At 72.7% G+C, this 24,746-nt stretch carries 24 protein-coding genes; 9 read left to right on the forward strand and 15 right to left on the reverse strand.

The window, feature by feature from the left end; translation table 11 throughout:
* Positions 1-14: 14 nt before the first annotated feature.
* Entirely contained in the window at positions 15-1,007 is a 993-nt protein-coding gene (locus C2L58_RS23800) for a hypothetical protein (RefSeq protein ID WP_103339824.1), read from the reverse strand.
* Between the two features lie 216 nt (positions 1,008-1,223).
* Here C2L58_RS23800 and C2L58_RS23805 point away from each other — a divergent pair, with 216 nt between their 5' ends.
* The 6 genes from C2L58_RS23805 to C2L58_RS23830 all read left to right on the forward strand — a co-directional run bounded on the left by C2L58_RS23805 (position 1,224) and on the right by C2L58_RS23830 (position 5,380).
* Positions 1,224-1,568: a WXG100 family type VII secretion target gene (locus C2L58_RS23805; protein WP_071831485.1), complete on the forward strand. Its 345-nt coding sequence runs from the start codon at positions 1,224-1,226 to the stop codon at positions 1,566-1,568.
* 18 nt (positions 1,569-1,586) lie between these two features.
* Positions 1,587-1,889, forward strand: coding sequence for a hypothetical protein (locus C2L58_RS23810; protein ID WP_003057455.1), 303 nt, complete (start codon positions 1,587-1,589; stop codon positions 1,887-1,889).
* 103 nt (positions 1,890-1,992) lie between these two features.
* On the forward strand, positions 1,993-2,379 hold the full coding sequence (locus C2L58_RS23815; RefSeq protein WP_103339825.1) for a hypothetical protein: 387 nt from the start codon (positions 1,993-1,995) through the stop codon (positions 2,377-2,379).
* Entirely contained in the window at positions 2,376-3,686 is a 1,311-nt protein-coding gene (locus C2L58_RS23820; RefSeq protein WP_103339826.1) for a WXG100 family type VII secretion target, read from the forward strand. The genes C2L58_RS23815 and C2L58_RS23820 overlap by 4 nt, the downstream gene beginning before the upstream one ends.
* A gap of 75 nt (positions 3,687-3,761) precedes the next feature.
* Positions 3,762-5,030, forward strand: coding sequence for an alpha/beta hydrolase (locus tag C2L58_RS23825; RefSeq protein WP_103339827.1), 1,269 nt, complete (start codon positions 3,762-3,764; stop codon positions 5,028-5,030).
* Positions 5,027-5,380, forward strand: a complete 354-nt coding sequence (locus tag C2L58_RS23830) for a hypothetical protein (RefSeq protein WP_103339828.1) — start codon at positions 5,027-5,029, stop codon at positions 5,378-5,380. Before C2L58_RS23825 ends, C2L58_RS23830 begins: the two co-directional genes overlap by 4 nt.
* A gap of 157 nt (positions 5,381-5,537) precedes the next feature.
* On the opposite strand, the gene C2L58_RS23835 is transcribed toward C2L58_RS23830, so the two are convergent.
* From C2L58_RS23835 to nadA, 4 genes are all read right to left on the reverse strand, one after another.
* Entirely contained in the window at positions 5,538-6,674 is a 1,137-nt protein-coding gene (locus C2L58_RS23835) for a S8 family serine peptidase (RefSeq protein WP_103339860.1), read from the reverse strand.
* 88 nt (positions 6,675-6,762) lie between these two features.
* The gene (gene nadC, locus C2L58_RS23840) at positions 6,763-7,656 is read right to left on the reverse strand and encodes a carboxylating nicotinate-nucleotide diphosphorylase (protein WP_103339829.1); all 894 of its coding nucleotides are present in this window, start codon (positions 7,654-7,656) and stop codon (positions 6,763-6,765) included.
* Positions 7,653-9,296 carry an L-aspartate oxidase gene (locus C2L58_RS23845; protein ID WP_103339830.1) on the reverse strand — a complete coding sequence of 548 codons (1,644 nt, stop codon included), beginning with the start codon at positions 9,294-9,296 and terminating at the stop codon, positions 7,653-7,655. The genes nadC and C2L58_RS23845 overlap by 4 nt, the downstream gene beginning before the upstream one ends.
* Positions 9,293-10,303, reverse strand: coding sequence for a quinolinate synthase NadA (nadA, locus tag C2L58_RS23850; protein ID WP_013224102.1), 1,011 nt, complete (start codon positions 10,301-10,303; stop codon positions 9,293-9,295). The genes C2L58_RS23845 and nadA overlap by 4 nt, the downstream gene beginning before the upstream one ends.
* A 112-nt stretch (positions 10,304-10,415) precedes the next feature.
* Here nadA and C2L58_RS23855 point away from each other — a divergent pair, with 112 nt between their 5' ends.
* Together C2L58_RS23855 and C2L58_RS23860 are read left to right on the forward strand one after the other, a co-directional pair.
* The gene (locus tag C2L58_RS23855; protein WP_103339831.1) at positions 10,416-11,048 is read left to right on the forward strand and encodes an NUDIX hydrolase; all 633 of its coding nucleotides are present in this window, start codon (positions 10,416-10,418) and stop codon (positions 11,046-11,048) included.
* Between the two features lie 40 nt (positions 11,049-11,088).
* Positions 11,089-11,805 carry an LON peptidase substrate-binding domain-containing protein gene (locus tag C2L58_RS23860; protein WP_103339832.1) on the forward strand — a complete coding sequence of 239 codons (717 nt, stop codon included), beginning with the start codon at positions 11,089-11,091 and terminating at the stop codon, positions 11,803-11,805.
* Position 11,806: 1 nt separating this feature from the next.
* Here C2L58_RS23860 and C2L58_RS23865 read toward each other — a convergent pair whose 3' ends face one another.
* From C2L58_RS23865 to C2L58_RS23910, 10 genes are all read right to left on the reverse strand, one after another.
* Positions 11,807-12,847 (reverse strand): M48 family metallopeptidase, encoded by a 1,041-nt coding sequence (locus C2L58_RS23865; protein ID WP_103339833.1) that lies wholly within the window; start codon positions 12,845-12,847, stop codon positions 11,807-11,809.
* A 48-nt stretch (positions 12,848-12,895) separates the two neighbouring features.
* Positions 12,896-13,492 (reverse strand): DUF2567 domain-containing protein, encoded by a 597-nt coding sequence (locus C2L58_RS23870; RefSeq protein ID WP_103339834.1) that lies wholly within the window; start codon positions 13,490-13,492, stop codon positions 12,896-12,898.
* Between the two features lie 439 nt (positions 13,493-13,931).
* Positions 13,932-14,150, reverse strand: a complete 219-nt coding sequence (gene bsaP, locus C2L58_RS50575; protein WP_103339835.1) for a biotin synthase auxiliary protein BsaP — start codon at positions 14,148-14,150, stop codon at positions 13,932-13,934.
* On the reverse strand, positions 14,137-15,126 hold the full coding sequence (bioB, locus tag C2L58_RS23880; RefSeq protein WP_199191408.1) for a biotin synthase BioB: 990 nt from the start codon (positions 15,124-15,126) through the stop codon (positions 14,137-14,139). Before bioB ends, bsaP begins: the two co-directional genes overlap by 14 nt.
* A gap of 166 nt (positions 15,127-15,292) precedes the next feature.
* The gene (gene bioD / locus C2L58_RS23885; RefSeq protein ID WP_199191409.1) at positions 15,293-16,012 is read right to left on the reverse strand and encodes a dethiobiotin synthase; all 720 of its coding nucleotides are present in this window, start codon (positions 16,010-16,012) and stop codon (positions 15,293-15,295) included.
* A gap of 133 nt (positions 16,013-16,145) precedes the next feature.
* Positions 16,146-18,344 (reverse strand): SulP family inorganic anion transporter, encoded by a 2,199-nt coding sequence (locus C2L58_RS23890; protein WP_103339837.1) that lies wholly within the window; start codon positions 18,342-18,344, stop codon positions 16,146-16,148.
* A 212-nt stretch (positions 18,345-18,556) separates the two neighbouring features.
* Complete coding sequence (locus tag C2L58_RS23895; protein WP_103339838.1) at positions 18,557-20,803, reverse strand: bifunctional SulP family inorganic anion transporter/carbonic anhydrase; 2,247 nt, start codon at positions 20,801-20,803, stop codon at positions 18,557-18,559.
* Between the two features lie 207 nt (positions 20,804-21,010).
* Positions 21,011-22,291 (reverse strand): adenosylmethionine--8-amino-7-oxononanoate transaminase, encoded by a 1,281-nt coding sequence (locus tag C2L58_RS23900; protein ID WP_103339839.1) that lies wholly within the window; start codon positions 22,289-22,291, stop codon positions 21,011-21,013.
* 116 nt (positions 22,292-22,407) lie between these two features.
* On the reverse strand, positions 22,408-23,619 hold the full coding sequence (locus C2L58_RS23905; protein WP_103339840.1) for a cytochrome P450 family protein: 1,212 nt from the start codon (positions 23,617-23,619) through the stop codon (positions 22,408-22,410).
* 23 nt (positions 23,620-23,642) lie between these two features.
* The gene (locus C2L58_RS23910) at positions 23,643-24,056 is read right to left on the reverse strand and encodes an SRPBCC family protein (RefSeq protein WP_199191407.1); all 414 of its coding nucleotides are present in this window, start codon (positions 24,054-24,056) and stop codon (positions 23,643-23,645) included.
* Between the two features lie 64 nt (positions 24,057-24,120).
* Between C2L58_RS23910 and C2L58_RS23915 the strand changes: the two genes are divergently transcribed.
* On the forward strand, positions 24,121-24,735 hold the full coding sequence (locus C2L58_RS23915) for a uridine kinase (RefSeq protein WP_103339842.1): 615 nt from the start codon (positions 24,121-24,123) through the stop codon (positions 24,733-24,735).
* Positions 24,736-24,746 lie beyond the last annotated feature (11 nt).

Below are 24,746 nucleotides of genomic sequence, written 5' to 3' on the forward strand. Positions count from 1 at the left end.
CCGGGGCGTCCGGTCTACCGGGCGGATCTCAGAATTTCGGCAGAAACGACCCGCTCCGCCCGCGGGAGCGACCGCAGGGACAGCGTGCCCGCGACGGCGAGCGCCGCGATCAGGCCGGTGGCGGCGGCGAGCGTCCAGAAGTCCGGGTGCACGATGGACTGGCCGCGCTCGGCCTGCCAGGTGAGCAGCGCGATCAGCCCCGCGTAGCCGGCACCCGTGGTCCGGACCAGCCGGCGGCGGACGACGTCGGATTCGAGCACCCGGTAGCGGCGGGCCAGCAGGAGCAGCCCGAACGCCACCAGCGGCAGCACCTGCAGGGCGTGGATGCCGACGAAGTGCGGGATCCGCAGGTCCCCGCCGACCGTGCTCCAGCCGACCACCGGCAGCCCGGGGCCGCCGTCCTCGACGCCGACCGAGTGCGCACCGAACGTGGAGAACTTGCCGTTCGCCTCGAGCACCGCCTCCTGCGCCGGCGTCGCCGTGAACATCAGCGTCGCGACGTACATCCCCACCACGGCGAGGCCGGCGCCCCAGCGCAACGCCGACCTCAGCGCGCGGTCCGGGATGCGCTGGAACAGCAACAGCACCGCGACGGCGGCGGTCATCGACCACGCCGTGTACGCACCCCCGGCGACCAGGTTGTTGATCATGGCGTCGGCCGGCGTCGACTGGTTGAAGTGCAGCGTCCGGCCGCGGACGATGATCTGCCACACGAGCAGCGCGAAGTCCAGGCCGATGCCGGCGGCGAAGAGCGTCCCGAACCACCAGCCGGCGCGGCGGCCGCGGCGCACGTGCGTCAGCAGCCACGCCAGCGTCAGCGCGTACAGCCCGATCGAGACGGAGAACTTGAACGGCTTGAGCCAGATCGGCGCGTTGACCAGCGTGCGATCATCGAAGAGGAGTCCGAGCAGCGAGACCGCGCACAGCACCCCCATCGCTCCGGCCAGCACCACCAGCGGGCGGTGCCACGCGCGGAGCGTGACCAGCGGATTTCCCTTGTCTGCCATGCCTTCAAGCCTGGCGTGGGGGCGGCCCGGGGTCACTGGAGCGCGCCACCGTCCCGGGGTGGGGAACGCCCTACCTCCGCCCGCGTGGGTAATAGTGCCGTCAGCGCGACCGGCAGTTGTGCCGTTTGACCACACTGGCCTCTTTCCTAGCGTGACTTTCACACGCGCGGACCACCGCGCCAGGGGAATTCGCTTCAGGAAGGAGGTGGCCCGTCGATGTCCAGTCCGGGATTCCAGGCAGATTCCGCTGCCATGACGCGCGCCGTCCAGGGTTTCGAGGAAACCGCGACGAACGCCAAGTCCACGATGGCCAGCTTGGAGTCCGAGCTGACCGAGGCCCTGCGCAACTACAAGGGTGACCAGGCCGTGGCCTTCTGGGACCTCCAGCGGCGGCTGCAGGAGAAGATGACCGCCGCGGTGAAGGAGCTCGACACGATGTCGCAGCTCGTGCACACCAGCCACGCGAACTACGGCCGCGGCGACGCCGACGTCCACCAGAGCTTCCAGGGGGTCGGCCACACCCTCGAGGGCTCGGGCGTGCTCCCCCGCCTCAACCCCTGACCCGAGAGGACGCCCACCATGGCCGACGTCGTCGAAATCAACTTCGCCGCGCTGCAGCACAGCTCGGCATCCCTGGCCGCCAAGGCCAAGGCGCTCACCTCGCAGCTGGAGCAGCTGCACCAGAACCTGCAGCCGATCACCGCGACCTGGTACGCCTCCGGCAGCTCCGCCGGTGACGCCGCCCGCCAGGCCGAGACGCGCCTGCGCCAGGCCACCGCGGACATCGTCGCGATCATCGCGCAGTTCGGCGGGAAGGTCGGCGAGGCGCACGACCTCCAGCAGTCGCTGGAGAACCGCAACCAGGGACTGTTCGCGGGCTGATCCGCGCACCAGACGTCGGTCGGCCGGTGCGGGAAACCCCCCGCTCGCACCGGCCGACCGGCTTTCCCCCTGTCCGCCAGTCGCGCCCAGAGAGCCGGGACCGATGCCAGACCAGTCGTACTACGTCCACCTGGAATCGCTGAAGGACTTCGTGCGGGAACTGGAAACCCAGATCCACGCGATGTCGAAACCGAACGACTTCCTGCTCACCCTCGGCGAGGAGCCGCTGCTGTTCGGCGAGTTCGGCGAGGCCGGGTCGCTGGCCGACGCCCACCGCGCCGCCGTCTCGGAGATGCAGGGCCTGCTCGACCAGGTCCGCAGCGCGATCGGGTTCGCCCAGGACGTCACCACCACGGTCGCCGACGGTTACGCCGGCGCCGACCAGTCGGTGGCCGGGGACCTGCACGCTTCGGGCGCCGTCACCGGCCTGCTCGACCCGGTGCTGGGGCTGCTGGGCGGCGGAAACACGGACGGGAGCCGCAAGGGATGACGAACACCGCGCACACGAACTTCGCCGCGTACAGCCACCAGCAGCTGTACGCGATGCTGCAGGCCGGCGACCCGAACAGCGCGCGGCACGCCGCCGACAAGTGGAAGTCCGCCGCGCTGCACCTGCACGAGCAGGCCCACAACCTCGATTCGGAGCTCGCCGAGTTCAAGGACCAGTGGACCGGCGGCGCGGCCGACCAGTACCAGCACATGATCACCGACCTCGCGAACGGCATCTCGAAGGTGGCGCAGACCGCGGAGGCGATGAACGTGATGCTCGGCGACGCCGCCGACGCGCTGGTGAAGGCCAAGAAGGAAATGCCGCCGCCGGTCGCGGTGCCGGACGTCGCTCCCGCCGACGTCGCACTCGCGGTGAACCCGCCGCTGCTGCCGCCGGACGCGTCGCCCGCCGTCGTGCAGGCCGCGGCGCAACAGCGTCAGCAGGCCATCGCGAACGTCGAAGCGCAGCAGGCCGCCGCGAACGCCGCCGGATCGGCGCACGGCAAAGCGATCGTCGTGATGACCCAGCTCGCCGGGGAGTACACCGTCGCCGAGGAGTCGATCCCGGCTTCGCCGAACGCCGTGCCGGCGCCCACCACCCCGCCGGCCGGTGGGGGTGCGGGCAGCGCCGGGTCGCCGGGGCTGGTCGGCAACGGCCTGAGCGGTCCCGGGGTCGTCGTCACGCCCACCGACGGGCACCCGCTGCCCGGCGGCACCGGCACGACGCTGCCGCCGGGGACGACCGTGCCGGCGTCGAACCCGCTGTTCGGCGACATGTTCACCGCCGGGCTCGCCGCGGCTTCGGCCGCCGCGTTCGGCCGCTTCGGCTCGATCATGCCGAAGGTGCCGTCGTGGGCGACGGGCAAGGATCCCAAGGACGAGAAGGAAGAACCGCCGGGCACGAAGCTCGGCGGGGGCGGCGCCGGCGTCGAAGGCGGCTCCGGTGGCGGCATCCCGATCGGCGGGGGTGACGCGCCTTCGCTCGGCGGCGGCGCCGGTGTCCCGGTCGGCGGCGGTGGGCTCACCGGCCCCGGCGAGGTCCCGGCGGCGCATTCCGGCCTGGCCGGCGACGGCGGCGCGGGCAACGCGCTGAGCGGGCTCGCCGGCGGCGCGGCCGGGGCCGTGGGCGCGGCGGCCGCCAAGGGCGCGATGCCGATGATGCCCATGATGCCGATGGGCATGGGCGGCGGCGGGGACCTGGGGTCCGGGCGGCGGATCCCGGCGTGGCTGGTGGAGACGGAGAACGTCTGGGGCCAGTCGGCCCCGGTCGCACCGCCGGTCATCGGCGAGGACCCGGAAGCGTACTGACCCCGTCGTGAGTGGTAACGCGGGTTCTAACCCGCCTTACCACTCACGACCCTTGCGGCGGAACGGGAGGCGGCCGTGACGGCGGCTGGATATCGCGTCGCCCCGGCGCGCCTCGACGCGGTGGCCGGCGAGTCCGGTTCCCGCGCCGAGGCGCTTGCCGCGGCGCAGTCGGCGGTGGCGGGCGAGAAGCTGCCCGCCACCGCGTTCGGCCAGGTGAGCGAGTCCGCCGCCGCGGCCAAGACGTTCGAGAAGACCATGACGGAGCTGGGCGGGAAGCTCGGCTCGCAGGTGGCGCTCTTGCGGACGATCCAAAGTGGACTCACTGCGTGCGCGGCCGGATACCGGCGCGCCGACGCGCGGGTCGCCGCGATGTACCGGGCGTTGCTGCCCGAGGATCCGTTGCCCCGCGCGGGAAATCCCGCCGGGATCGGCGGCTCGGCCGACACCGGGGCGTGGGCGCACGCGATCGCGGGCAACCGCGTCAAGGTCGCCGATGCGCTGACGGCCGAGCGTGCGCGGCTGACGGCGTTGACCGATGCCGGCGAAATCGCGCGGTCACAGGCGCGGATCAAGCTGTACGAGGACATCCTCGCGCACGACCGGCAGATCCTGCGGTTCGACCCGTCGGGCAACGGCCGGATCGTCGAGCTGGTCGGGCACATCGAGCCGGGGACGCGGAACGTCGGGCTGTTCGTGCCCGGCGTCAACACGCAGATGTCGAACTTCGACGCCTACGCCGGTCTCGGCCGCAGCCTGGTGGCCGCGGACCCGGCCGGGCGCACGGCGGTCGTCGTCTGGGCCGACGGGGTGTTCCCGCAGGGCCCGGTGGCGCAGGGGCCGGACGCGGGGTACGCGCGGGCGATGGCGCCGGACCTCAAGCACTTCGCGGACGACCTGCGCGGCGAGATCGCGAGCCACGCGGGCTCCGACGTCACGCTGACCGCGATCGGGCACAGCTACGGCGGGGCGACGGTCGGGCTCGCCGAGACGCACGGCCTCGACGTCGACCGCGTCCTGCACGTCGAGTCGGCCGGCATGGGCCACGGCGTGTGGTCGCCGGCCGACCTGCCGCCGAGCCAGGCGGGCGTCCAGCGGTTCTCGATGACGGCCCCGCTCGACCCGATCGTGCTCGCCCAGGGCAACGCGTGGGGCCTGGAGTGGACCGGCATCGGCCACGGCGCGGACCCGGACGTCTTCCCGGGCGTCACCGAGCTGGGCACCGGCGACCAGGCGGACGGCTCGCTGTCGTGGGGCATGTCGTCGCACAACGACGTGCTGAAGCCGGGGTCCGATTCGTGGACGAACATCTACCGCGTCCTCACCGGCGGCGGTGACCTCCGATGACGCCGGAACTGACCCGCCTCGCGGCCGAGCTGACCACGGTGATCGACGCGGTCGCGGCGTCCTTCGGCGGCCACCCGGACCGGACGCTGGACGGCGAGCTGGACTGCGACCCGACCACCCCGGGCCGGCTGCTGTGCTGGCAGTACGGCGTCCGCGTGGAGCACCCGGCGTCACCGGAAACCCGCCTGCCGTCGCTCCTCCCGGCGCTGCACGCCGACGGCTGGGAATCCCACGACCGCAGCACCCCCGCCGAGCAGATCACCCGCTTCACCCGCGACGGCACGGACTTCACGATCCACGTCGCCGCCGCGGTGACGATCATCGGCTCCACCCGCCCGGTCCCCGCCTGACGTGTCGTCCCCCTGATCACGAGTGATGACCCTCCAATCACGAGTGATGCCTCCCCAATCACGCGAATCCCGCCTCCGGTCACCGAACCTCGCGTGATGGAAGGGTCAACTCGCGTGATCGAAGGGTCGACACTCGTGATTGAGGGGTCGACACGACCTACGGGGTGAAGCGGGTGGGGCGCCAGGCTCGGCGGCGGGCGCGGCGGACCGCCGCCACCGTCACTCCGGCGGCCGCGGCCAAGGCGACCCCGGCCAGGGCGATCGTGCCCGCGGGGACGTCCGGCGGGCGGGGGGCCGGGGCCGCGGCCGGGACCACCATCGGTGCCGGGACCGCCTGCGGAACCGCACCCGGCGGCGGGACGTCGGCGGGCAGGGTCGAGGACACCGCCGCGTAGGCGTCCAGGACTCCCCAGCCCAGCCGCGGGTCGTGGCCGCCGGACGGCGGGCGGTGGGCCGTCAACGTCAAGCGCGTGACGACCTGGTCGCCGGACAGCTCCGGGTGGTACGCCCGCACCAGCGCCGCGACGCCGGCGACGTACGCCGCCGCGAGGCCCGGGTCGGTCACCGGCCAGCGGTGCGCCACCGCGCCGCCCGCTCCCGCCGACGTGCTCACCAGCTCCGCTCCCGGCGCCGCGACGCCGACGTAGTCGCCCGCTTCCGTCTGCACCGGCTCGCCCGCGCGGTTCACCGAGCCGACGGCGAGGACGCCGGACGTCGCCGTCGGGTACGTCCGCGCGCCCTGCTGGGTCGCCGACGCCGCCGAGACGACCACCGCCCCTTTCGCACGCGCCCGCGAAACCGCCGCCGACAACGCCGGGCTGTCGGCCGCCGCGGGCACGGCGACCAGGATCACGCCCGCCCGGCGGTCCGCCGCCCGGTCGATCGCCTCGGCGAGCTTGCCCGGATCACCGCCGTCGCCGGGGGTGTACCGGATCGGCAGCAGCCGCACGCCGGGCGCGACGCCGGCGAACGTCGTCGACGGATCCGGCTGGGCGCCGACGATCCCGGCCGCGATCGTGCCGCGGCCGTCGCAGTCCGTGCGCTCGGTGCCGGCGCCGCTGTCGAGCTGGCCGGGTGCGAACTGGGTGTTCTGCGCGTCGACGCCCGTGCCGACCACGGCCACCAGCTGGCCGCCGCCGCGCGTCAGCGGCCACAGCCGCGCCGGGTCGACCAGGCGCTGGCCCCACGGGACCTCGCCGGTGTACGTGCCGGACGGGTTCGCGCAGCCCTGCGCCGAAGCGGCCGACGCGAAAAAGCCGCCCGAAGCCGCCACGAGACCCGCCACCGCGAGCACCGCCGGTAACCGCACCCGCACTCCCGAAGCCGAAAGACGGTGGCGGACAAGGAAGTCCGCCACCGTCAGTCTAGCCCGGAACGCCCTCTCAGCGAAGGTCCATGCCGAGATCCAGCGCAGGCGACGAATGGGTCAGCCCACCCACCGAAAGATAGTCCACACCGGACAGTGCGTAGGCCTTACCACGGTCGAGGGTCAGCCCGCCAGAGGATTCCAGCCGCGTCTTCGGCGAGACTTCGTCGCGGCGCGCCACCGCCCGGCGGCACTCCTGGGGCGTGAAGTTGTCCAGCAGCACCTCGTCCGCCCCGGCGGCCAGCGCCTCCTCGAGCTGCTCCAGCGTGTCCACCTCGACCTCGCAAGCCAGCTCGGGCGCGTGCGCCCGGGCCGCGGCCAGCGCCGCCGTCACCGAACCGGCGGCGACGACGTGGTTGTCCTTGATCAGCACCGCGTCACCGAGGCCCAGCCGGTGGTTGACGCCGCCACCGCAGCGGACGGCGTACTTCTGCAGCAGCCGCAGCCCCGGCAACGTCTTGCGGGAGTCCCGGATCGCGCAGCCGGTACCGTCCACTTCGGACACCCAGGCGGCGGTCGCGGTGGCGACGCCGGAGAGGTGGCACAGCAGGTTCAGCGCCGTGCGCTCGGCGGTGAGCAGCCCGCGCACCGGGCCGGCCAGCACCAGCGCGGGCTCGCCCGCGACCAGCCGATCGCCGTCTTCGCGCCGGGCCAGCACTTGGTAGCCGTCGCCCAGCACCATGTCGAACACCGCGAGCGCCACCGGCAGGCCGGCGACCACGCCGTCGACGCGCGGGGTCAGCTCGGCGACCGCCACCGCCGAAGCGGGCACGGTCGACGCCGTCGTCGCGTCGGGCCCGTACCTCAGGTCCTCGCCGAGCGCCGTGGTGACCACTCGGGTGACGTCGTCGACGTCGAGGCCCGACGCGGCGATCAGGCGCCGGACGGCTTCGGAGATCGGGAACGTCATGCCACGCCCTCCAGGGGGATCGGGTCGGCCAGCACGGGCTGGCCGGATGGGCTGAGCCGGATGTGCTGGCTGCGCCGCCAGCCGTCGTCGCGCCCCGGGAAGTCGGTCCGCACGTGGCAGCCCCGCGACTCGGTGCGCCGGACGGCCGCGGCCAGCAACGCCTGCGCCACCACCGTCAACGCCGCGTTCTCGACGGCCGCGTGCGTCCACAAAGGAGTGTCCGAAAGCGACAGATCGAGCACCGAGCCGGCCGCCGCCAGCCCGTCGGCGTCACGGCCGATCGCCGCGTACCGGCTCATCACGCGCTGCAGGGAGTCGCGGTCCGCCGCCGCCGCGGTGGCCGAGGACGGCAGTCGGCCGCGCGCGGGATCGGCCAGCAGCCCGGCCGCGAGGTCCGCCGCGACGGCCTCCGCGACGCGCTGCCCGACGACCAGCCCTTCGAGCAAGCTGTTGGACGCCAACCGGTTCGCGCCGTGCAGCCCGGTCCGCGCGACCTCGCCGGCCGCGTACAGCCCGGCCACCGACGAGCGTCCGTCCACAGTGGTCACCACCCCGCCGCACGAGAAGTGCGCCGCCGGGGTCACCGGGATCGGGTCCACGGCCGGGTCGAGCCCCAGCGCCGCACACGCCGCGAACACCGTCGGGAACCGCTGCGCGAACCCCGCGATCGAAGTCGCGTCGAGGAAGACGTGGTCGTCGACGCCGCCCGGCGCGGTCGCCATCCGCCGCGTGATCGCCGCCGAGACGACGTCGCGCGGCGCGAGGTCGCCGAGCGGGTGCACGCCCCGCATCACCGGCAGGCCGGCGCCGTCGACCAGCGTCGCGCCCTCCCCGCGAACCGCCTCGGTGACCAGCGGGCAGCGCCCGCGCGCGCCCGGGGTGTAGAGCACGGTCGGGTGGAACTGCACGAACTCGATGTCCGCGACGGTCGCGCCGGCCCGCAGCGCGAGCGCGAGCCCGTCGCCGGTGGCGATCTCCGGGTTCGACGTCGCCTGGTAGAGCTGCCCGATCCCGCCGCTGGCCACCAGCACGGCCGAAGCGCGGACGACGCCGGGCACGCCGTGGCGGTCCAGCACCGTCACGCCGGCCACCCGGCCGCCGGGGGTGCGCAGCGCGTCGACGGCGATGTGGTGCTCCAGCACCGGCACCCCCGCCTGCCCGGCCTGCGCGACCAGGGCGCGTTCGACCTCGGCGCCGGTCGCGTCGCCGCCCGCGTGGATCACGCGGAACGCACTGTGCCCGCCCTCGCGGGCCCGGGCGAGCAGGCCGTTCCCGGACGCGTCGAACCGCGCACCATCAGCACGCAGCCGGGCGACCGCGGCCGGGCCGCCGTCGAGGATCGAGCGCACCGCCGCCTCGTCGCACAGGCCGGCGCCCGCGGTGAACGTGTCCTCCGCGTGCTTGGCGACGGAGTCGTCGAGGTCGTGCTGGTCTTCCAGGACCACGGCGACGCCGCCCTGGGCCCAGCGCGTGTTGCCGTCCGCGACGGCGGCCTTGGTGATCACCAGGACGTGCAGCCCGAGGGCCTGCGCCCGCAGCGCCGCGGTCAGCCCCGCGACGCCGCTGCCGATCACGACCAGGTCGGCGCGTGCTTCCCAAACCGGGGTTTTCGCCCGTGGGTCACTAACCGGCGGCGTCATTCGCCGCCGCCGGGCTGCCCGATCTCGATCATCCGCTGCACCGAAGCCCGCGCGCGAGCGGCCGTCTCGACGTCGACGTGGACCTCGTCGAGGCCGTCACGCAGGCAGCGCAGCAGCGCCGCGGGCGTGATCATCTTCATGTACCGGCAGGACGCGCGGTCGTTCACCGCGCGGAAGTCGATGCCCGGCGCGGCCTTGCGGAGCTGGTGGATCATGCCGATTTCGGTGGCCACCAGCACGGTCTTGGCCTTGGTGTCGCGCGCCTCGTGGACCATGTCGCCGGTGGAGAGGATCTTGACCCGCTCCGGCGCCACGGCACCCTCGCCGGCCAGGTAGAGCGCCGACGTCGCGCAGCCGCATTCGGGGTGGATGAACAGGTCGGCGTCCGGTTCCGCGGCCGCGCGCTCGGCCAGCTCGGCGCCGTTGATGCCCGCGTGGACGTGGCACTCGCCGGCCCAGACGTGCACGTTCTCCCGGCCGGTCACACGCTTGACGTGCGCGCCCAGGAACTGGTCCGGGAGGAAGAGAACCTCCTGGTCAGCGGGGATGGAGGCGACGACGTCCACGGCGTTCGAGGACGTGCAGCAGATGTCGGTCTCGGCCTTGACCTCGGCCGTGGTGTTGACGTAGGAGACGACCACCGCGCCCGGGTGCTCGGCCTTCCAGGCGCGCAGCTCGGCGCCGGTGATGGAGTCGGCCAGCGAGCAGCCGGCCCGCGCGTCCGGGATCAGGACCGTCTTTTCCGGCGCCAGGATCTTCGCGGTTTCGGCCATGAAGTGCACGCCGCAGAAGACGATGGTGGACGCGTCACTGCTCGCCGCGATCCGGCTGAGCGCGAGGGAGTCGCCGGTGTGGTCGGCGATGTCCTGGATCTCCGGGACCTGGTAGTTGTGCGCGAGCAGGACCGCGTCGCGCTGCTTCGCCAGGCGCCGCACCTCCTCCGCCCAGGCCGCGTTCGCCTCGACCCCGCCGTAGGGGGTGAGATCTTGTTCGAGCGTCGAAGTCATGCTGGCCCTCCTGGACCTGTCTCCGGTTTTCGCCTTATAATCGAAAACCGTGCGAAGTCATCTTAACACCCAGGCACCCCTGGCCCACGAGGTTTTGGGCGCGGTCCTTCAAGTGCGCTCGGACACACTGCGGGTGCTGTTGTGGCGGCGCGCGCTCGACCCGCACCTCGGCCGCTGGTCGCTGCCGGGCGGGCGGCTGCGGCCCGACGAGGACGTCGAGACGTCGATCCGGCGCCAGCTCGCCGAGAAGGTGGACGTCCGCCAGCTCAAGCACGTCGAGCAGCTCGCGGTGTTCAGCGATCCGGACCGGGTGCCGGGCCCGCGCGTGGTGGCGACGGCGTTCCTCGGCCTGGTCCCGTCCGACGTCGACCCCGAGGTGCCCGAAGACACCGAGTGGCACGACGTCGCGAAGCTGCCGCGCACGGCGTTCGACCACGAGGCGATCGTGCTGCGCGCCCGCGACCGGCTGCGGTCGAAGCTTTCGTACACGAACCTCGGCTTCGCGCTGGCGCCCGACGAGTTCACGATTTCGGCGCTGCGCGGCCTGTATTCGGCGGCGCTGGGCTACCGCGTCTCGGCGACCAACCTGCAGCGGGTGCTGTCCCGCCGCGGGCTGCTGGTGCCGACCGGCCACACGGCCCCGCCGGGCCGCGCGGGCGGCCGTCCCGCGGCGTTGTTCTCCTTCGCCGGCAAGGGCATGCAGATCACCGACCCCTTTGCGGTGTTCAAACCACCCAACCGGTGACCATCCTGCGGCGAAGGCGTTCTGCCCGTACGGTTGACGCGTGACCGAGCCGGAATCGGATAGTGACGCGACGACGACGATCCTGCCGTTGTTCCCGCTCCAGACCGTGCTGCTGCCCGGCACCAACCTTCCGCTGCACATCTTCGAACCGCGGTACCGGCAGCTGATGGCGGACCTGGTGGGCGGCACGGTGCCGGGCCGTGAGTTCGGCGTGGTCGCCCTGCGGTCGTCGCTGACCCGCGAGGTCCGTGGTCTGGACCAGTTGTACGAGATCGGCTGCAGCACGGTGCTGCGCGAGGCGAAACGCCTGCCGGACGGCCGGTTCGACGTGGTGACGCAGGCCCGGCGCCGCTTCCGCCTGCGCGACCTCGACTGCGTTTCGGCGCCGTACCTGATCGCCTCGGTGGAGTGGGTCGACGACGACCCGGTGACCCCGGCCGGCGGCATGGCCGAGCGCCTGGCGACGGTCGCCCGCGCGGCGCACCAGCGGTACTGCGAAACAGCCTGGCGCAGCGACGACTGGCACGCGCCGGACGCGGACACGACGATCACCGAGCTGGCCTACGTGCTGGCGGCGGACTGCCTGCTGCCGCTGGAGGACCGCCAGCGGCTGCTGGAAGAACGCCACCCGCTGCGCCGGCTGCGCATCGCGTGCCGGCTGCTGACGCGGGAGGCGGGCTTCCTGCACACGCTGGGCGCGGTGCCGCTGCCCCCGGGCGAGCTGACCGATCTGAGCCGGCCAGCCAGCTTGAACTGACTCAGTCCGCGGCGCCGTTCCCGTTCCCGTTGCCGAACTTGTTCCACACCTTGCCCGCGGCGCCCGAAACCGCTTCGCCGACGTCGCTGAACACCTTCGTCAGCGGGTCCGTCGACGAGTTCCACGATTCCTTGTACGACTGGGCCGCCGACTTCAGGTCGTCCTTCCAGTCCGACGACGGGCTTTCGGCGTCCCGGCGCAGGTAGTCGCCGGCCAGGATCGCGCGGTAGTTCTCCGAGGCCGCCCACTTCTGCAGCTGCGCCGCGCGGACCACCGCGAACGGGTGCGACTCCGTCTCGACCGACCTCAGCTTGAGGAAGCTGTCGCGGATGTCCTCGACCGACTCGTATTCCGCGGCCTGCTGCAGGAACGACGGGACGTCGATGCGCGCCGGGTCGATGCCACCCGCCACCTGGATCTGGGCGCGCAGCGCCGCTGTCGGGTTCTGGCTGCACAGCAGGCCGGCGCGGTCGCACGACAGCTCGGCCTTGCGGAACCACTCGCGCAGCGCCGCGATGATCGCGCGGATGCCCAGCGCGCTGACCGGCGTCCAGGACATCGCCAGCTGCAGGCTGATCAGGCGCACCATGATCGTGCGGTAGACCGCGTGCCCGGAGAGCACGTGCCCCATCTCGTGGCCGAGCACGAACCGCAGGGACTCCTGGTTCATCAGCTCGACGAGCCCGGTGCTGATCGCGATGAACGGCTCGTCCATGCCGACCGTCTGCGCCTGGATCTGCGCGTTCTGGAAGACGAACACGTTCGGCACCGCGGGCAGGTCCAGCGTCTCGGCGCATTCGTGGCGCAGCCGGTCGAGCTCCGGGTACTGCTTCGGCCCGACGCGGATCGACGACGCCAGCGCCATCAGCCGCTCGCCGCGCTCGTTGTAGAAGCCCGAAACCGCCTTCACGACCTGGGCGAAGCCCGGCACCGCGCGCAACGTGGCGAGCGCGCCGCGGTCCACCGGGTGCTCGTACGCGCGTGGGCTGATGCCGGGAAAGCGGACGGCGTTGTGCCGCGAAACCTCGATGTCCTCGGTCACTGCTGGTTCCCCCCTGTAGGTGACGGACACCACCTTAGGGGAAACCGGTCAGCCGAGGCGGCGACCCAGGTCGTCGCGCCCGTTCCAGGTGGCCAGCAGGCTGTAGGCGATCGACACGCCGAGCGGGCCGGTCAGCAGCACCCACCACGACTCCAGGCGCGGTGCCAGCTCGATCACCGACCCGAGCGCGGGCGGGCTGGAGATGGCGTAGTGGCTGTTCGCCCAGCCGACGCCGAGCAGCATCGCGAGCGCGCCGGCGAGCGCGACGCCGAGCACCGCGGCGAGGAACACCACCGGCCCGCGCCGTTCGCGCAGCAGCCAGCAGACGACGCCGACGACGATGCCCAGCCCGAGCGTGAGGAACCCGAAGACGGCCAAGTCGTCGAACCGGTGCCAGCTTTCCAGCTCCAGGGCGCCCTGGGTGCCGTCGGCGGCGACGATGCGCACCCGTTCCGGTGGGGCGAGCCGCGACCACGCGAAGGCGAGCGGGAAGCTCAGCAGGCTCAGGGTGCCGAGCACGCTGACGGCGGGCAGCAGGTCGGCCTTCACGACGACGCGCGGCCGCCGCTCCCGGAACAGCACGGGCACCGACCACGGCCCGGCCACGGCCGACGGCCGGTGCGCGGGCCCCGACGACTCACTCACCCGGACTCCCTCCTGCGATCAGTGCCACCGAGCGTAACCGGTCGATGCGGGGACGCGGTGAGCTGCTCGCCGTGTCGGCCGCGCGGGCGGTGCGGGCGGCGCGGGCCGTAGTGAACGATCCGGTTAGTTACATCCTCGCGGCGGCGCGAGTAAATGAACGACCTGGTTCGTTACCGCACCGCTTCGGCCGACCCAATGAACGATCTGGTCCGTTATCGCACCGCGCCGGCCAGCCTAATGAACGATCTAGTCCGTTACGCCTCGCAGGCGCGCCGGCTAATGAACGATCCAGTCCGTTACCGACCCACGTGCAGCCGGCGCAATGAACGATCTAGTTCGTTACCGGGCCATGTTCGGCCAACGCAATGAACGATCTAGTTCGTTACCGCACCACGCCAACCAGCCAATGAACGATCCGGTTCGTTACCCCACTCGGCCGTCAGCCGCTCGCGGTCTCGCCGTGCCGGCTGCAGCGGGCCGTCCACCCGAGCGGGCTCACCTGGACCACCAGCCGGCGCGCGCAGAACGTGCAGTACCGCGGCGGTTCCAGCGCCGTCCGGGGGTTGCGGCACGCCGGGTGGTCCGCCCCACCCGGCGACTCCTGTCCACAATGGACACAAAAGGCACCGGAGGCCGTCGCAGCGTCAGAGGCTGTCACTGAGGGCCTTGATGGGCATCTTGAGCTCGTCCAGCATCTCCAGATCCGCCGAAGCCGGCCGGCCCAGGTTGGTCAGGTAGTTGCCGACGATGATCGCGTTGATCCCGCCGAGCATGCCCTGCTCCGCGCCGAGGTCGCCCAGCGTGAGCTCGCGGCCGCCGGCGAAGCGCAGCATCGTGCGCGGCATCGCGAGCCGGAACGCCGCCACCGTCCGCAACGCGTCGCGCCCCTCGACGATCTCGTAGTGCTCGTACGGCGTGCCCGGCTGCGGGATGAGGAAGTTCATCGGCACCTCGTGCGGGTTCAGCTCGGCCAGCTGCACGGCGAACTCCGCGCGCTGCTCGACCGTCTCCCCCATGCCGATGATCCCGCCGCAGCAAACCTCCATGCCCGCGTCGGCGACCATGCGCAGGGTGTCCCAGCGCTCTTCCCACGTGTGCGTCGTGACCACCGACGGGAAGTGCGAGCGCGCCGTCTCGAGGTTGTGGTTGTAGCGGTGGACGCCCATCTCGACGAGCTCGTCGACCTGCTCCTGCGTCAGCATGCCCAGTGAGCACGCGATCTGGATGTCGTTCCCGTCCTCGCGGATCGCGCGAACGCCCTCGCGGACCTGCGAAAGCAGCCGCTGGTCCGGGCCGCGGACGGCGGCGACGATGCAGAACTCCGTCGCGCCGGTTTCGGCGGTCTGCCGGGCGGCCTTGACCAGGTTCGGGATGTCGAGCCACGCCGAGCGCACCGGCGTCGGGAAGCGGCCGGACTGGGAGCAGAAGTGGCAGTCCTCGGGGCAGCCGCCGGTCTTCAGGCTGATGATGCCCTCGACCTCGACCTCCGGCCCGCACCAGCGCATCCGCACCTCGTGCGCCAGGGCGAGGAGGTCGGGCAGCCGGTCGTCGGGCAGCCGGAGCACGTCGAGGACCTGCTGTTCACCGAGGCCGACGCCGTTTTCTAGGACCTGCTCGCGGGCGAGGGCAAGCAGGCTTTCCGGGGGGTCCGGGTGGCGAAGCCCCCGGCTCGGGGCGGAGCCCCGGCTGTCACTGACATCGGTGTCCGGGACTGCGGTCACGGGCGGCTCCTTGATCGAGGTGGTGCGGAAAGCGTCCCTCATCGTGCACGAAGGTACGTCGAGGCGACAGCGATGCAGGTCACTTCCCGGCAGAAGCGCAACCAGCGAAAAGCTCCGGGTCGAATTCGCCGCCGAACCACGGCGAGAGCCCGGCCCGGGCCGCGGCCAGGAAGTCCTCGCGGGAAGACTGGCCCATGCCGGCGGGCAGCACGCCGAGCAGGGGCGCCCCCGCCGCGACCGGCAGGTCTTCGAGGTTGGACAGCGCCGCGAGGTCCGGTTCGGCCGGCCACGCGCCGATGATCACGCCGGCGACGGTCAGCCCGCGCTTGCCGGCGACCTCGGCGGTGAGCGCGGTGGCGTTGAGCGTGCCGAGACCGGCCTCGGCCACGATGATCACGAGCGAGCCGAGGGACCAGGCGACGTCGGCGAGGCTCGCGCCGGTGGGGTCGAAGCGCACGAGCAGGCCTCCGGCGCCCTCGATGAGGGTGAGGTCGTGCGCGGTGTCGAGGTCGGAGGCGGCCTGGGCGATTTCGCCGGGGTCGAGCGCCGGCAGCCCGCTGCGCCGGGCGGCGGCTTCCGGGGACAGCGGATCCGGGTAGCGGCGCAGTTCGCGTGTGGTGACGTCCGGCCCGGCGAGCCGGACGACGTCCTGGAGGTCACCGGGCTCATCGGGCCGCACCCCGGTCTGGGCCGGCTTCAGCACGGCCACCCGCTGTCCGCCGGCCACCGCCACGGCCGCGATCGCCGCCGTGGTGATCGTCTTGCCGACCCCGGTCCCGGTTCCCGTCATCACCAGCATGGTCACGGGCCATCAACATAGTGACTCCGTGCCCGGTCGTGCACGCGGGCCGTGGTCAAAGCCCTGCCGCAGCCGGTCGTGAGTGGTAAAGCGGGTTAGAACCCGCCTTACCACTCACGAGCCGGACGGCGGGTCAGGCGCCCGGCACCACCACCGGTGCGCCGGCCGGGCGGAACGTCCGCTCGGCCGCGTCGAACAGGTACACCTGGGCGTCGCCGACGTGGAAGTACATCGCCGTCAGCTGCAGCTTCCCGGCCGACTCGGCCGCCGCCACCGCCGGGTACTCGCGCAGGTGCTCCAGCTGCTGGAGCACGTTGTGCAGCGCCAGCCGATCGCCTTCCCGGTCCGGGACGCCGCCGTCGAGGGTGGCCGAGCCGAGCCGGTGCGCGCTCGGCTCGGCGTGGTGCAGCCAGGCCGACAGCGGCCCCGGCGGCGGGCCGTCGGCCAGTGCGGCCATCGCGCCGCAGCTCGAGTGGCCGCACACCACGATCTCCTCGACCCCGAGGACGCCCACCGCGTACTCGATGGACGCGTTCATCGACGCGTCCGCTTGACCCGGCGGCACCAGGTTGCCGATGTTGCGGATGGTGAACAGGTCGCCCGGGCCGCTCGTCGTGATCAGGTTCGGCACGATCCGGGAATCTCCGCAGGTGATGAACAGGGTGCGCGGCCGCTGGCCGTCGGCCAGGCCGGACAGCGTGTCGCGCAGCAGCGGCGCCGCGCGGCGGTGGAACTCCGTGGCGCCGCGGCGGGTCTGCTGGGCCGGGATCTCGACCCCTTCCGCCGCCTGCCACTCCGACCACGGCGCGAGCCAGCGCGGCACCGCCCGGCTCGCGGCGACCCGGGACCGCGTCGGGCGGCCCGCCTTGCCCTCGCCGAACCAGGGGTGGCCGACCTCGTCGACCTCCACCGTGCCGCCGGCGCGCTCGTACGCCTGCTGCCAGGTGTGCAGGCTCTCGAACGCGGCGTGGTCGAGGTAGTCGACGACCAGCTCCAGCCGCACGGTGACGCCGCCCGGGACGGTCCCGAGCACCTTCGACAGCCGCGGCACCGACAGGAACGTCAGGACGCCTTCGACGACGACGCGCCAGTTGTCGCCCTCGCGCCCGGTGCCTTCCCGTTCGATGTGGATGCCCGACCAGACCGTGCGGCGCAGCATCAGCACCACCGCCAGCCCGATGCCCGCCAGCACGCCGGTGAGCAGGTCGAACACGACGACGCCGGCGAGGGTGAGCAGGTACACGGGCAGGTCGCCGTGGGCCAGCACGGTCTTCATGTGCCCGGGGTTGACCAGCTTCGCGCCGACGTGCACGAGCAGGCCGGCCAGCGCGGCCAGCGGGATGCTCTGGATCAGCCCGGCGAGCAGGACGACGAACAGCAGCACCCAGAGGCCGTGCAGCACCGCCGACGCCCGGGACTTCGCCCCGGCGGTCACGTTGGTGGAGCTGCGGACGATGACGCCGGTGACGGGCAGGCCGCCCAGCGCTCCGGAGAGCATGTTGGCCGCGCCCTGGCCGACCAGTTCGCGGTCGAGGTTGGCGCGCGGCCCGGTGTGCATGCGGTCGACCGCGACCGCCGAGAGCAGGCTCTCCACGCTGGCGATCAGCGCGATCGTGACGACGGCGAGGGCGAACCCGCTCCAGCCGCCGTCCGGCAGCTGCGGGACGAGGTGGACGTTCAGCAGGTCACCGGGCAGCTCGACGCGCGGGAGCGTCATCCCGGACGCGACCGACACCACCGTGGCCACCGCGATCGCGGCCAGCGGCCCCGGCACCTTGCGGACCGCCGCCGGCAGCTTCGGCCAGCTCAGCAGGAGACCGATGGTGAGCAGGCCGACGATGGTGGCGGAGTCGTGGTGGGCGATGATCTGGGCGGGCAGCTCGGCGACGTTCTCCACGGCCGAGCTCTGGGCTTTGCCGCCGAGGATGACGTGCAGCTGGCCGAGCACGATCGTGACGCCGATGCCGGCCAGCATGCCGTGCACGATCGCCGGCGAGATGGCCAGCGCGGCGCGGGCGATGCGGCTCAGCCCCAGCAGGATCTGGAGCGCCCCGGCGGCGACGGTGATCGCGCAGGTGACGACCCACCCGAACGTCTGGATGGTTTCGGCCATGACCACGGTCAGGCCGGCGGCGGGCCCGCTGACTTGCAGCGCGGAGCCGCCGAGCGCGCCGGCGACCACGCCGCCGACGACGGCGGCCACCAGCCCGGCGGCGACCGGAGCGCCCGAAGCGAGGGCGATGCCGAGGGACAGGGGGACGGCTACGAGGAAGACGACCAGTGAGGCCGGCAGGTCGTGTCGGAGCACGGCGAGGGGTCTCATGATCACCATGCAACCGGAAATCGAGTGAAATGTCCGCTATGTGCCACCCGATCGAGTGAACAAGTCGCCATAATTAGCCCGAATGACACAAATCGGGCATTTCGTTAACGCGCCGTTCACGCGCAGCCGCCTGTCACGTGACAGTTGAATTCCGTACGACACAAGGCTTTGCGCGCCGACGGCCACCCCCGTGGGCAACGGAGGTGGCCGCCGGCGGTGCGTCAGTGCTCCAGCGCCCCCGCGGGGACGAACCCGCGCGCGGCTTCGTCCAAAAGGGACACTTGCGCCGCGCCGACGTCGAAGTACATCCCGGTCAGCCGCAGCGCACCCCGCTCCAGGGCCGCCGCGACCACCGGGTAGCCACGCAGCATTTCCAGCTGCTGCACCACGTTCTGCAGGGCCAGCTGGTCGGCCTCGGCGGCCGGCCGCTCGCCGCCGAGCAGCAGCGGCGCCTCGCGGCTGCGTCGCCGGAGCGTCGCTTCGCCGTGGCGCAGCCAGCTGCCGAGCTGGTCGAGCCCGGCCGGGGCGTGGCCCAGCAGCGCCTTCATCGCCCCGCAGCCGGAATGGCCGCACACGACGATTTCGGCGACCTCGAGCACCCCGACGGCGTACTCGATCGCCGCGCCGACCGACGAGTCCGTGCCGTCGGCCGGCGGCACGAGGTTGCCGATGTTCCGCACCGTGAACAGGTCGCCCGGCCCGCTGGTGGTGATCAGGTTCGGCACGATCCGCGCGTCGCCGCAGGTGATGAACAGCGTGTGCGGCTGCTGGCCGTGCGCCAGCCCGCTCCACGTGTCGCGCAGCAGCGGGGCCGTGCGGCGCTGGAACTCCGAAGCACCGCGGCACAGCAGGGAACTGGCGGTGCGCTGGGCGGGCAGCACGACGTGCTCGGCCTGCCACTCCGACCACGGCGCGAGCCACCGCGGCACGACGCGCGCGGCGACGCTGCGGCGCACGGTCGGCTCCCCCGCGCGGCCGCGGCCGAACCACGGGTGCCCGATCTCGTCGACCGTCACGCACCCGGCGTGCGCCTGCTGCCAGCCGCGCAGGCAGTCGAACGCGGCGTGGTCGAGGTAGTCGACGTGCAGCTCGAGGGTGACCTCGGCGTGCGGGGGCACCTCGGCGAGCACGCGGGTCAGCCGCGGCACGGACAGGAACGTCAGCGCGCCTTCGATGACGACGCGGTGCCGGTCACCCGCCCGTTCGGTGCCTGCCCTTTCGACGTGAATGCCGGAGAAGATCATCCGGCGCAGCATCATCGCGAGCGCGAGCAGGACCCCCGCCGCGACACCGGTGAGCAGGTTGACGGCCACCGCGCCGGCCAGGGTGACGGCGTACACCGGCAGGTCGCCGTGGCGCCGCACCTCCTTGAGCCCGTGGAGGTTCACCAGCTTCGTCCCGACGTACACCAGCAGCGCGGCCAGCGCCGCCAGCGGAATCAGCCGCAGCACGCCGGTGAGCAGCAGGCAGGCGGCGAGGATCCAGCCGCAGTGCAGGATCGCCGACGCCCGGGTGCGCGCGCCGGCCTCGAAGTTGGTCATGCTGCGCACGATGACGCCGGTGACGGGGAAGCCGCCGAGCGCGCCGGCGGCGACGTTCGCCGCGCCCTGCCCGATGAGTTCGCGGTCGAGGTCGGTGCGCGGGCCGCCGCGGAGCTTGTCCACCGAGACCGCGGACAGCAGGCTCTCCAGGCCGGCGATGAGCGCGATGGTGACCGCGGCGACGGCGAAGCCGCTCCAGCCGCCGTCCGGCAGCCGCGGCACCAGGTGCAGCGAGGGCAGCCCGGCGGGGAGGTCGACGCGCGGCAGGCTCATGCCGGTCGCGATGGAGAGGCCGGTGGCCAGTGCGACGGCGGCCAGCGGGGCGGGCACGCGGCGGACGGCGTTCGGCAGCCGCGGCCAGGCCAGCAGCACGCCGAGGGTGACGACGCCGATCAGCACGGCCTGGTCGTGGTGCGCGGCGACCTGCCCGGGCAGCGCCAGGACGTTGGCCAGCGCGGAACCCTGGGCCGAGCCGCCGAGGACGACGTGCAGCTGGCCGAGCACGAGCGTGACGCCGATGCCGGCGAGCAGGCCGTGCACGATCGCCGGGGACACGGCGAGCGCGGCGCGGGCGGCCCGGGTGAGGCCGAAGAGGATCTGGAGCAGGCCCGCGGCGACGGTGATCGCGCAGGTGACCGGCCAGCCGTGGGTGGCGATCGTGTCGGCCAGCACCACGGTGAGGGCGGCGGAGGGGCCGCTGACCTGCAGCGGCGATCCGCCGAAGAGGCTCGCGACCAGTCCGCCGACGACGGCGGAGATCAGGCCCGAGAGCAGCGGCGCCCCGGCCGCGAAGGCCACGCCCAGGGACAGGGGGACGGCGACGAGGAAGACGACTATCGACGCGAGGAAATCGTGCTTGAGGTTCTCCAGGTGCTCGGAGTGCTTCGGGGGTCCGGTGTCGTGCTCGCCACGAACGATCTCGATCATGGGGGCAGGATCGCCGAAACCGCGCGAAATGTCTGCTACGCAAGCATTTCTCGCGTTCGGCCGGGTACAGGATGGACCGGCGGGAGCCGTCTCGTCACACTTACCCCTCCGCCGTTCGCGTGGTTTCGATCATGGTCTGCCACGCAGCGCGACGGTGAGGCACCTTCGGGTCTCGGTGTGCCGGTGGTCACACCCGATGTGCTGAATTCAGGCCTTTTCGGCGACCGCGAGCATCGCGCGGGTGATCACGGCGAGGTCGTCGTCAGTCGAAACGTACGGCGGCATGGCGTAGACGAGGTCCCGGAACGGCCGCAGCCAGGCACCGTGCGCGGTGACGACGTCCGTGGCGACGGCCATGTCGACGGGGTGGTCGAGCTGGAGCACGCCGATCCCGCCCAGCACCCGCACGTCGGTGACGGCGGGCAGGTCGCGCGCCGGGGCCAGGCCGTCGAGCAGGCCTTTTTCGAGCCGGGTGACGTCGGTGCGCCAGCCGCCGCCGGCGAGCAGGCCGAGGGAGGCGTTGGCGACGGCCGAGGCGAGCGGGTTGCCCATGAAGGTCGGGCCGTGCGCGAGCACGGGCAGTTCGCCGCGCGCGATGCCGGCGGCGACTTCCGGGGTGCACAGGGCGGCCGCCATGCTCAGGTAGCCCCCGGTGAGCGCCTTGCCGACGCACATGACGTCGGGCGTGACACCGGCGTGCTCGGCGGCGAACAGCGCGCCGGTGCGGCCGAAGCCGGTCGCGATCTCGTCGAAGATCAGCAGCACGCCGTGCGCTTCGGTGAGTTCCCGCAGGGCACGCAGGTAGGCGGGGTGGTGGAACCGCATCCCCCCGGCGCCCTGCACCACGGGTTCGACGATCACCGCGGCGAGTTCGTCCTCGTGCCGCTCGATCTCCGCGGCCAGCAGGTCCACATAGGACTGGTCGGGCGGGGTGTCGAAGCCGGACGGCGGCACGGGCACGAAGACCTGTTCGGGCAGCACCCCGCGCCACAGGGAGTGCATGCCGCCGTCGGGGTCGCAGACGCTCATCGGGGTGAAGGTGTCCCCGTGGTAGCCGCCGCGCCAGGTGAGCAGCTTGTGTTTGCCGGTTCGCCCGCGAGAGCGTTGGTACTGCAGGCACATCTTCGCGGCGACTTCGACCGAGACGGACCCGGAGTCGCAGAGGAAGACGTGCTCGAGGCCGTCGGGGCTGAGGTCGGCCAAGGTCTTCGCGAGGGTGATGGCGGGTTCGTGGGTGAGGCCCCCGAACATGACGTGGCTCATCCGCCCGGCTTGCGCGGTGAGGGCGGCGTCGAGCACGGGGTGCCGGTAGCCGTGGATGGCCGACCACCACGAAGACATGCCGTCGACGAGTTCCCGGCCGTCGGAGAGCTTCAGCCGGACGCCGCTCGCCTCGGTCACCAGCAGGGCCGGCACCTTCGCCGGCATCGGCGCGTAGGGGTGCCAGACGTGCTGGGCGTCCAAGGCGAGCAGGTCGGCGGAGTCCATCCGCCGACCCTACGACACCGCCTCAGCCGGGTTCCCGCGCCTCGGCGGCGCATGGAACCGACCGGCCGGAATCCGCCCAGCCCGCCCCATCCCTCGCTTCCCGGCCCGAAGCGCCCTCACAGCCGGACCGGCAACGTCTCCAACCCGTGCACCAGCGAACTCGGCCGGTAGACCAGCTCGTCCGCCTTCGCGTCCAGCGCCAGCCCCGGGAACCGCTCCAGCAGCCCGCCGAGCGCGATCTCCGCCTCCAGCCGGGCCAGCGGCGCCCCCACGCAGTAGTGGATCCCGTGCCCGAACGCCAGGTGTCCCCCGGCCGCGCGCGTGATGTCCAGCTTGTCCGGCTCCGGATACCGCTCCGCGTCGCGGTTGGCGCCCAGCAGGGAAACCAGGACGAACTCGCCCTCCGGGATCGTCACGCCGGCCACCTCCACCGGCTCCGCGGTGAACCGCAGCGTCGCCAGGTGGATCGGGCCGTCGAACCGCAGGAACTCCTCCACCGCGCCCGGCAGCAGATCCGGCTCCGCGCGCAGGCGGGCCAGCTGCTCCGGCTCGCGCAGCAGGGCCAGCACGGCGTTCGCGATCAGGTTGACCGTGGTCTCGTGGCCCGCCACCAGCAGCAGGAACGCCATCGACACCAGCTCGGGCTCGGACAGCGAATCGCCGTCGTCGCTCGCGTGCACCAGGTCCGACAGCAGGTCTTCGGCCGGCTCGGCGCGCTTCTGGGCGATCAGGCCGGTCAGGTAGGCGAACATGCTCGCCGCCGCGGCCTGCACCGGCTCCGGCCGGACCGACGCGCTCAGCAGCGTCTTGGACCAGCCGGAAAACTCCGCGCGGTCCTCTTCGCGCACGCCGAGCAGCTCGCAGATCACCGTGATCGGCAGCGGCGCGGCGAACGACGCCACCAGGTCGGCCCGCTCCTGCCCGGCCAGCGCGTCGAGCAGCTCCGCGGTGATCTCCTCGACCCGCGGCCGCAGGCGCGACACCGTCCGCGCGGTGAACGCCTTGTTCACCAGCTTCCGCAGCCGCGTGTGGTCCGGCGGGTCCGAGTTCAGCATGTGCCAGCTCAGGTCCTGCCCGAGGCCGTTCTGCAGCAGCTCCGGCGGCAGCTTCCGTTCGAACACCTCGCGGATGCCCTGGCTGTTCTTCCGCAGCCGCGGATCGGCCAGCAGCGCCCGCGCCTCCGCGAACCCGGTGACCAGGTAGCAGGGCAGCCCCCGCGGTGGCAGCCGCACCCGGCGGACCGGGCCGCCGCCGCGCAGCAGTTCCGCGAACAGGTGCGCGTCCTGCGCGAAGTCTTCGGCCACCTCGACGGTTTCGCCGGTCGTCATCCCAGCCCCCAGAACTCACGGCGTCAGCGTTCGGCGAGTGCCGCCACGACGCGCTCGGTCACGTCCTGCCAGTATGCCCGCTGTTGCTCGCGCTCTTCCGCGTCCGCAAGCCATTCCTGGTGGAACCGCAGCGTGGTCTTGGCTCCCGCGCCGCTCAGCCGCACCTGCACGGTCGAGTCGTGGTCCCAGTCGCTCGGCCGCCACGTGAGCCGCACGCGGTCGCCTTCGGCGAAGCTGCGGATTTCGCCGACCGTGCCGTTCGCCGTTTCGTACTCCTCGCCCGGTTCCCGGGGCAGTTCGACACCGGGGCCGAGCCAGATCGTGACGCCCTCGCGGCTGACCAGGAAGTCCCACACCACCTCGGCCGGGTACGGCAAGGTGCGCGAAACGCCGATGTTCCACCCGACATCGGCCGTCTTCCCCACTGAAGAAGTCATGTCCTCATCCTCCCACCGGGGTACGACAAAACCGCCGGGCGGCCCGGGTGGAGGATGGGAACCCGTGCGCTACCGCCCGATCTCCCCCGCCGTCCTCGCCGAAGAGCTCACCGACCGGATCGACGCACTGACCGCGCCGCGGATCGCGGTGGCCGTCGACGGCGCGGCGGGCGCCACCGGCACCGCGGAACTCGCCGACGCCCTGGTCGATCCGCTGCGCCTGCGCGGCCGCGCGACGCTGCGCGTGTCGGCCCGCGACTTCCTGCGTCCCGCGTCCCTGCGCTTCGAACACGGCCGGACGAACCCCGACGCCCGCTACACCGACTGGCTCGACCTCGGCGCCCTCCGCCGCGAAGTCCTGGAGCCGCTGAAGGGTTCCGGCGAGGTCCTGCCGTCGCTGTGGGACGCCGAGCGCGACCGCGCGACCCGCGCCGAACGGGTGCCGCTGCCCGAAGGCGGGGTCGTGCTCCTCGACGGCGAACTGCTGCTCGGCGCCGGGCTGGCCGTCGACCTGGCCGTGCACCTGTGGCTCTCCCCCGCCGCCCTGCGCCGCCGCGTGCCGGACGCCTGGGCGGTCCCGGCCTACGAGCGCTACGAGGAGGAGGTGGATCCGAGCTCGCTCGCCGACGTCGTGGTGCGCGTCGACGATCCCCGGCACCCGGCGCTCTACACGCCTTGACGGACCACGCC

The sequence above is a fragment of the Amycolatopsis sp. CA-126428 genome, assembly GCF_002904335.1.
Classification (GTDB): domain Bacteria; phylum Actinomycetota; class Actinomycetes; order Mycobacteriales; family Pseudonocardiaceae; genus Amycolatopsis.

Bases quoted from the DNA above. Each gene is read 5' to 3' on its own strand.
- C2L58_RS23800 (WP_103339824.1), bottom strand. From the start codon at position 1,007: ATGGCAGACAAGGGAAATCCGCTGGTCACGCTCCGCGCGTGGCACCGC.
- C2L58_RS23805 (WP_071831485.1), top strand. From the start codon at position 1,224: ATGTCCAGTCCGGGATTCCAGGCAGATTCCGCTGCCATGACGCGCGCC.
- C2L58_RS23810 (WP_003057455.1), top strand. From the start codon at position 1,587: ATGGCCGACGTCGTCGAAATCAACTTCGCCGCGCTGCAGCACAGCTCG.
- C2L58_RS23815 (WP_103339825.1), top strand. From the start codon at position 1,993: ATGCCAGACCAGTCGTACTACGTCCACCTGGAATCGCTGAAGGACTTC.
- C2L58_RS23820 (WP_103339826.1), top strand. From the start codon at position 2,376: ATGACGAACACCGCGCACACGAACTTCGCCGCGTACAGCCACCAGCAG.
- C2L58_RS23830 (WP_103339828.1), top strand. From the start codon at position 5,027: ATGACGCCGGAACTGACCCGCCTCGCGGCCGAGCTGACCACGGTGATC.
- nadC (WP_103339829.1), bottom strand. From the start codon at position 7,656: ATGACGTTCCCGATCTCCGAAGCCGTCCGGCGCCTGATCGCCGCGTCG.
- C2L58_RS23845 (WP_103339830.1), bottom strand. From the start codon at position 9,296: ATGACGCCGCCGGTTAGTGACCCACGGGCGAAAACCCCGGTTTGGGAA.
- nadA (WP_013224102.1), bottom strand. From the start codon at position 10,303: ATGACTTCGACGCTCGAACAAGATCTCACCCCCTACGGCGGGGTCGAG.
- bioD (WP_199191409.1), bottom strand. From the start codon at position 16,012: ATGCTGGTGATGACGGGAACCGGGACCGGGGTCGGCAAGACGATCACC.
- C2L58_RS23890 (WP_103339837.1), bottom strand. From the start codon at position 18,344: ATGGTGATCATGAGACCCCTCGCCGTGCTCCGACACGACCTGCCGGCC.
- C2L58_RS23895 (WP_103339838.1), bottom strand. From the start codon at position 20,803: ATGATCGAGATCGTTCGTGGCGAGCACGACACCGGACCCCCGAAGCAC.
- C2L58_RS23900 (WP_103339839.1), bottom strand. From the start codon at position 22,291: ATGGACTCCGCCGACCTGCTCGCCTTGGACGCCCAGCACGTCTGGCAC.
- C2L58_RS23905 (WP_103339840.1), bottom strand. From the start codon at position 23,619: ATGACGACCGGCGAAACCGTCGAGGTGGCCGAAGACTTCGCGCAGGAC.
- C2L58_RS23910 (WP_199191407.1), bottom strand. From the start codon at position 24,056: ATGACTTCTTCAGTGGGGAAGACGGCCGATGTCGGGTGGAACATCGGC.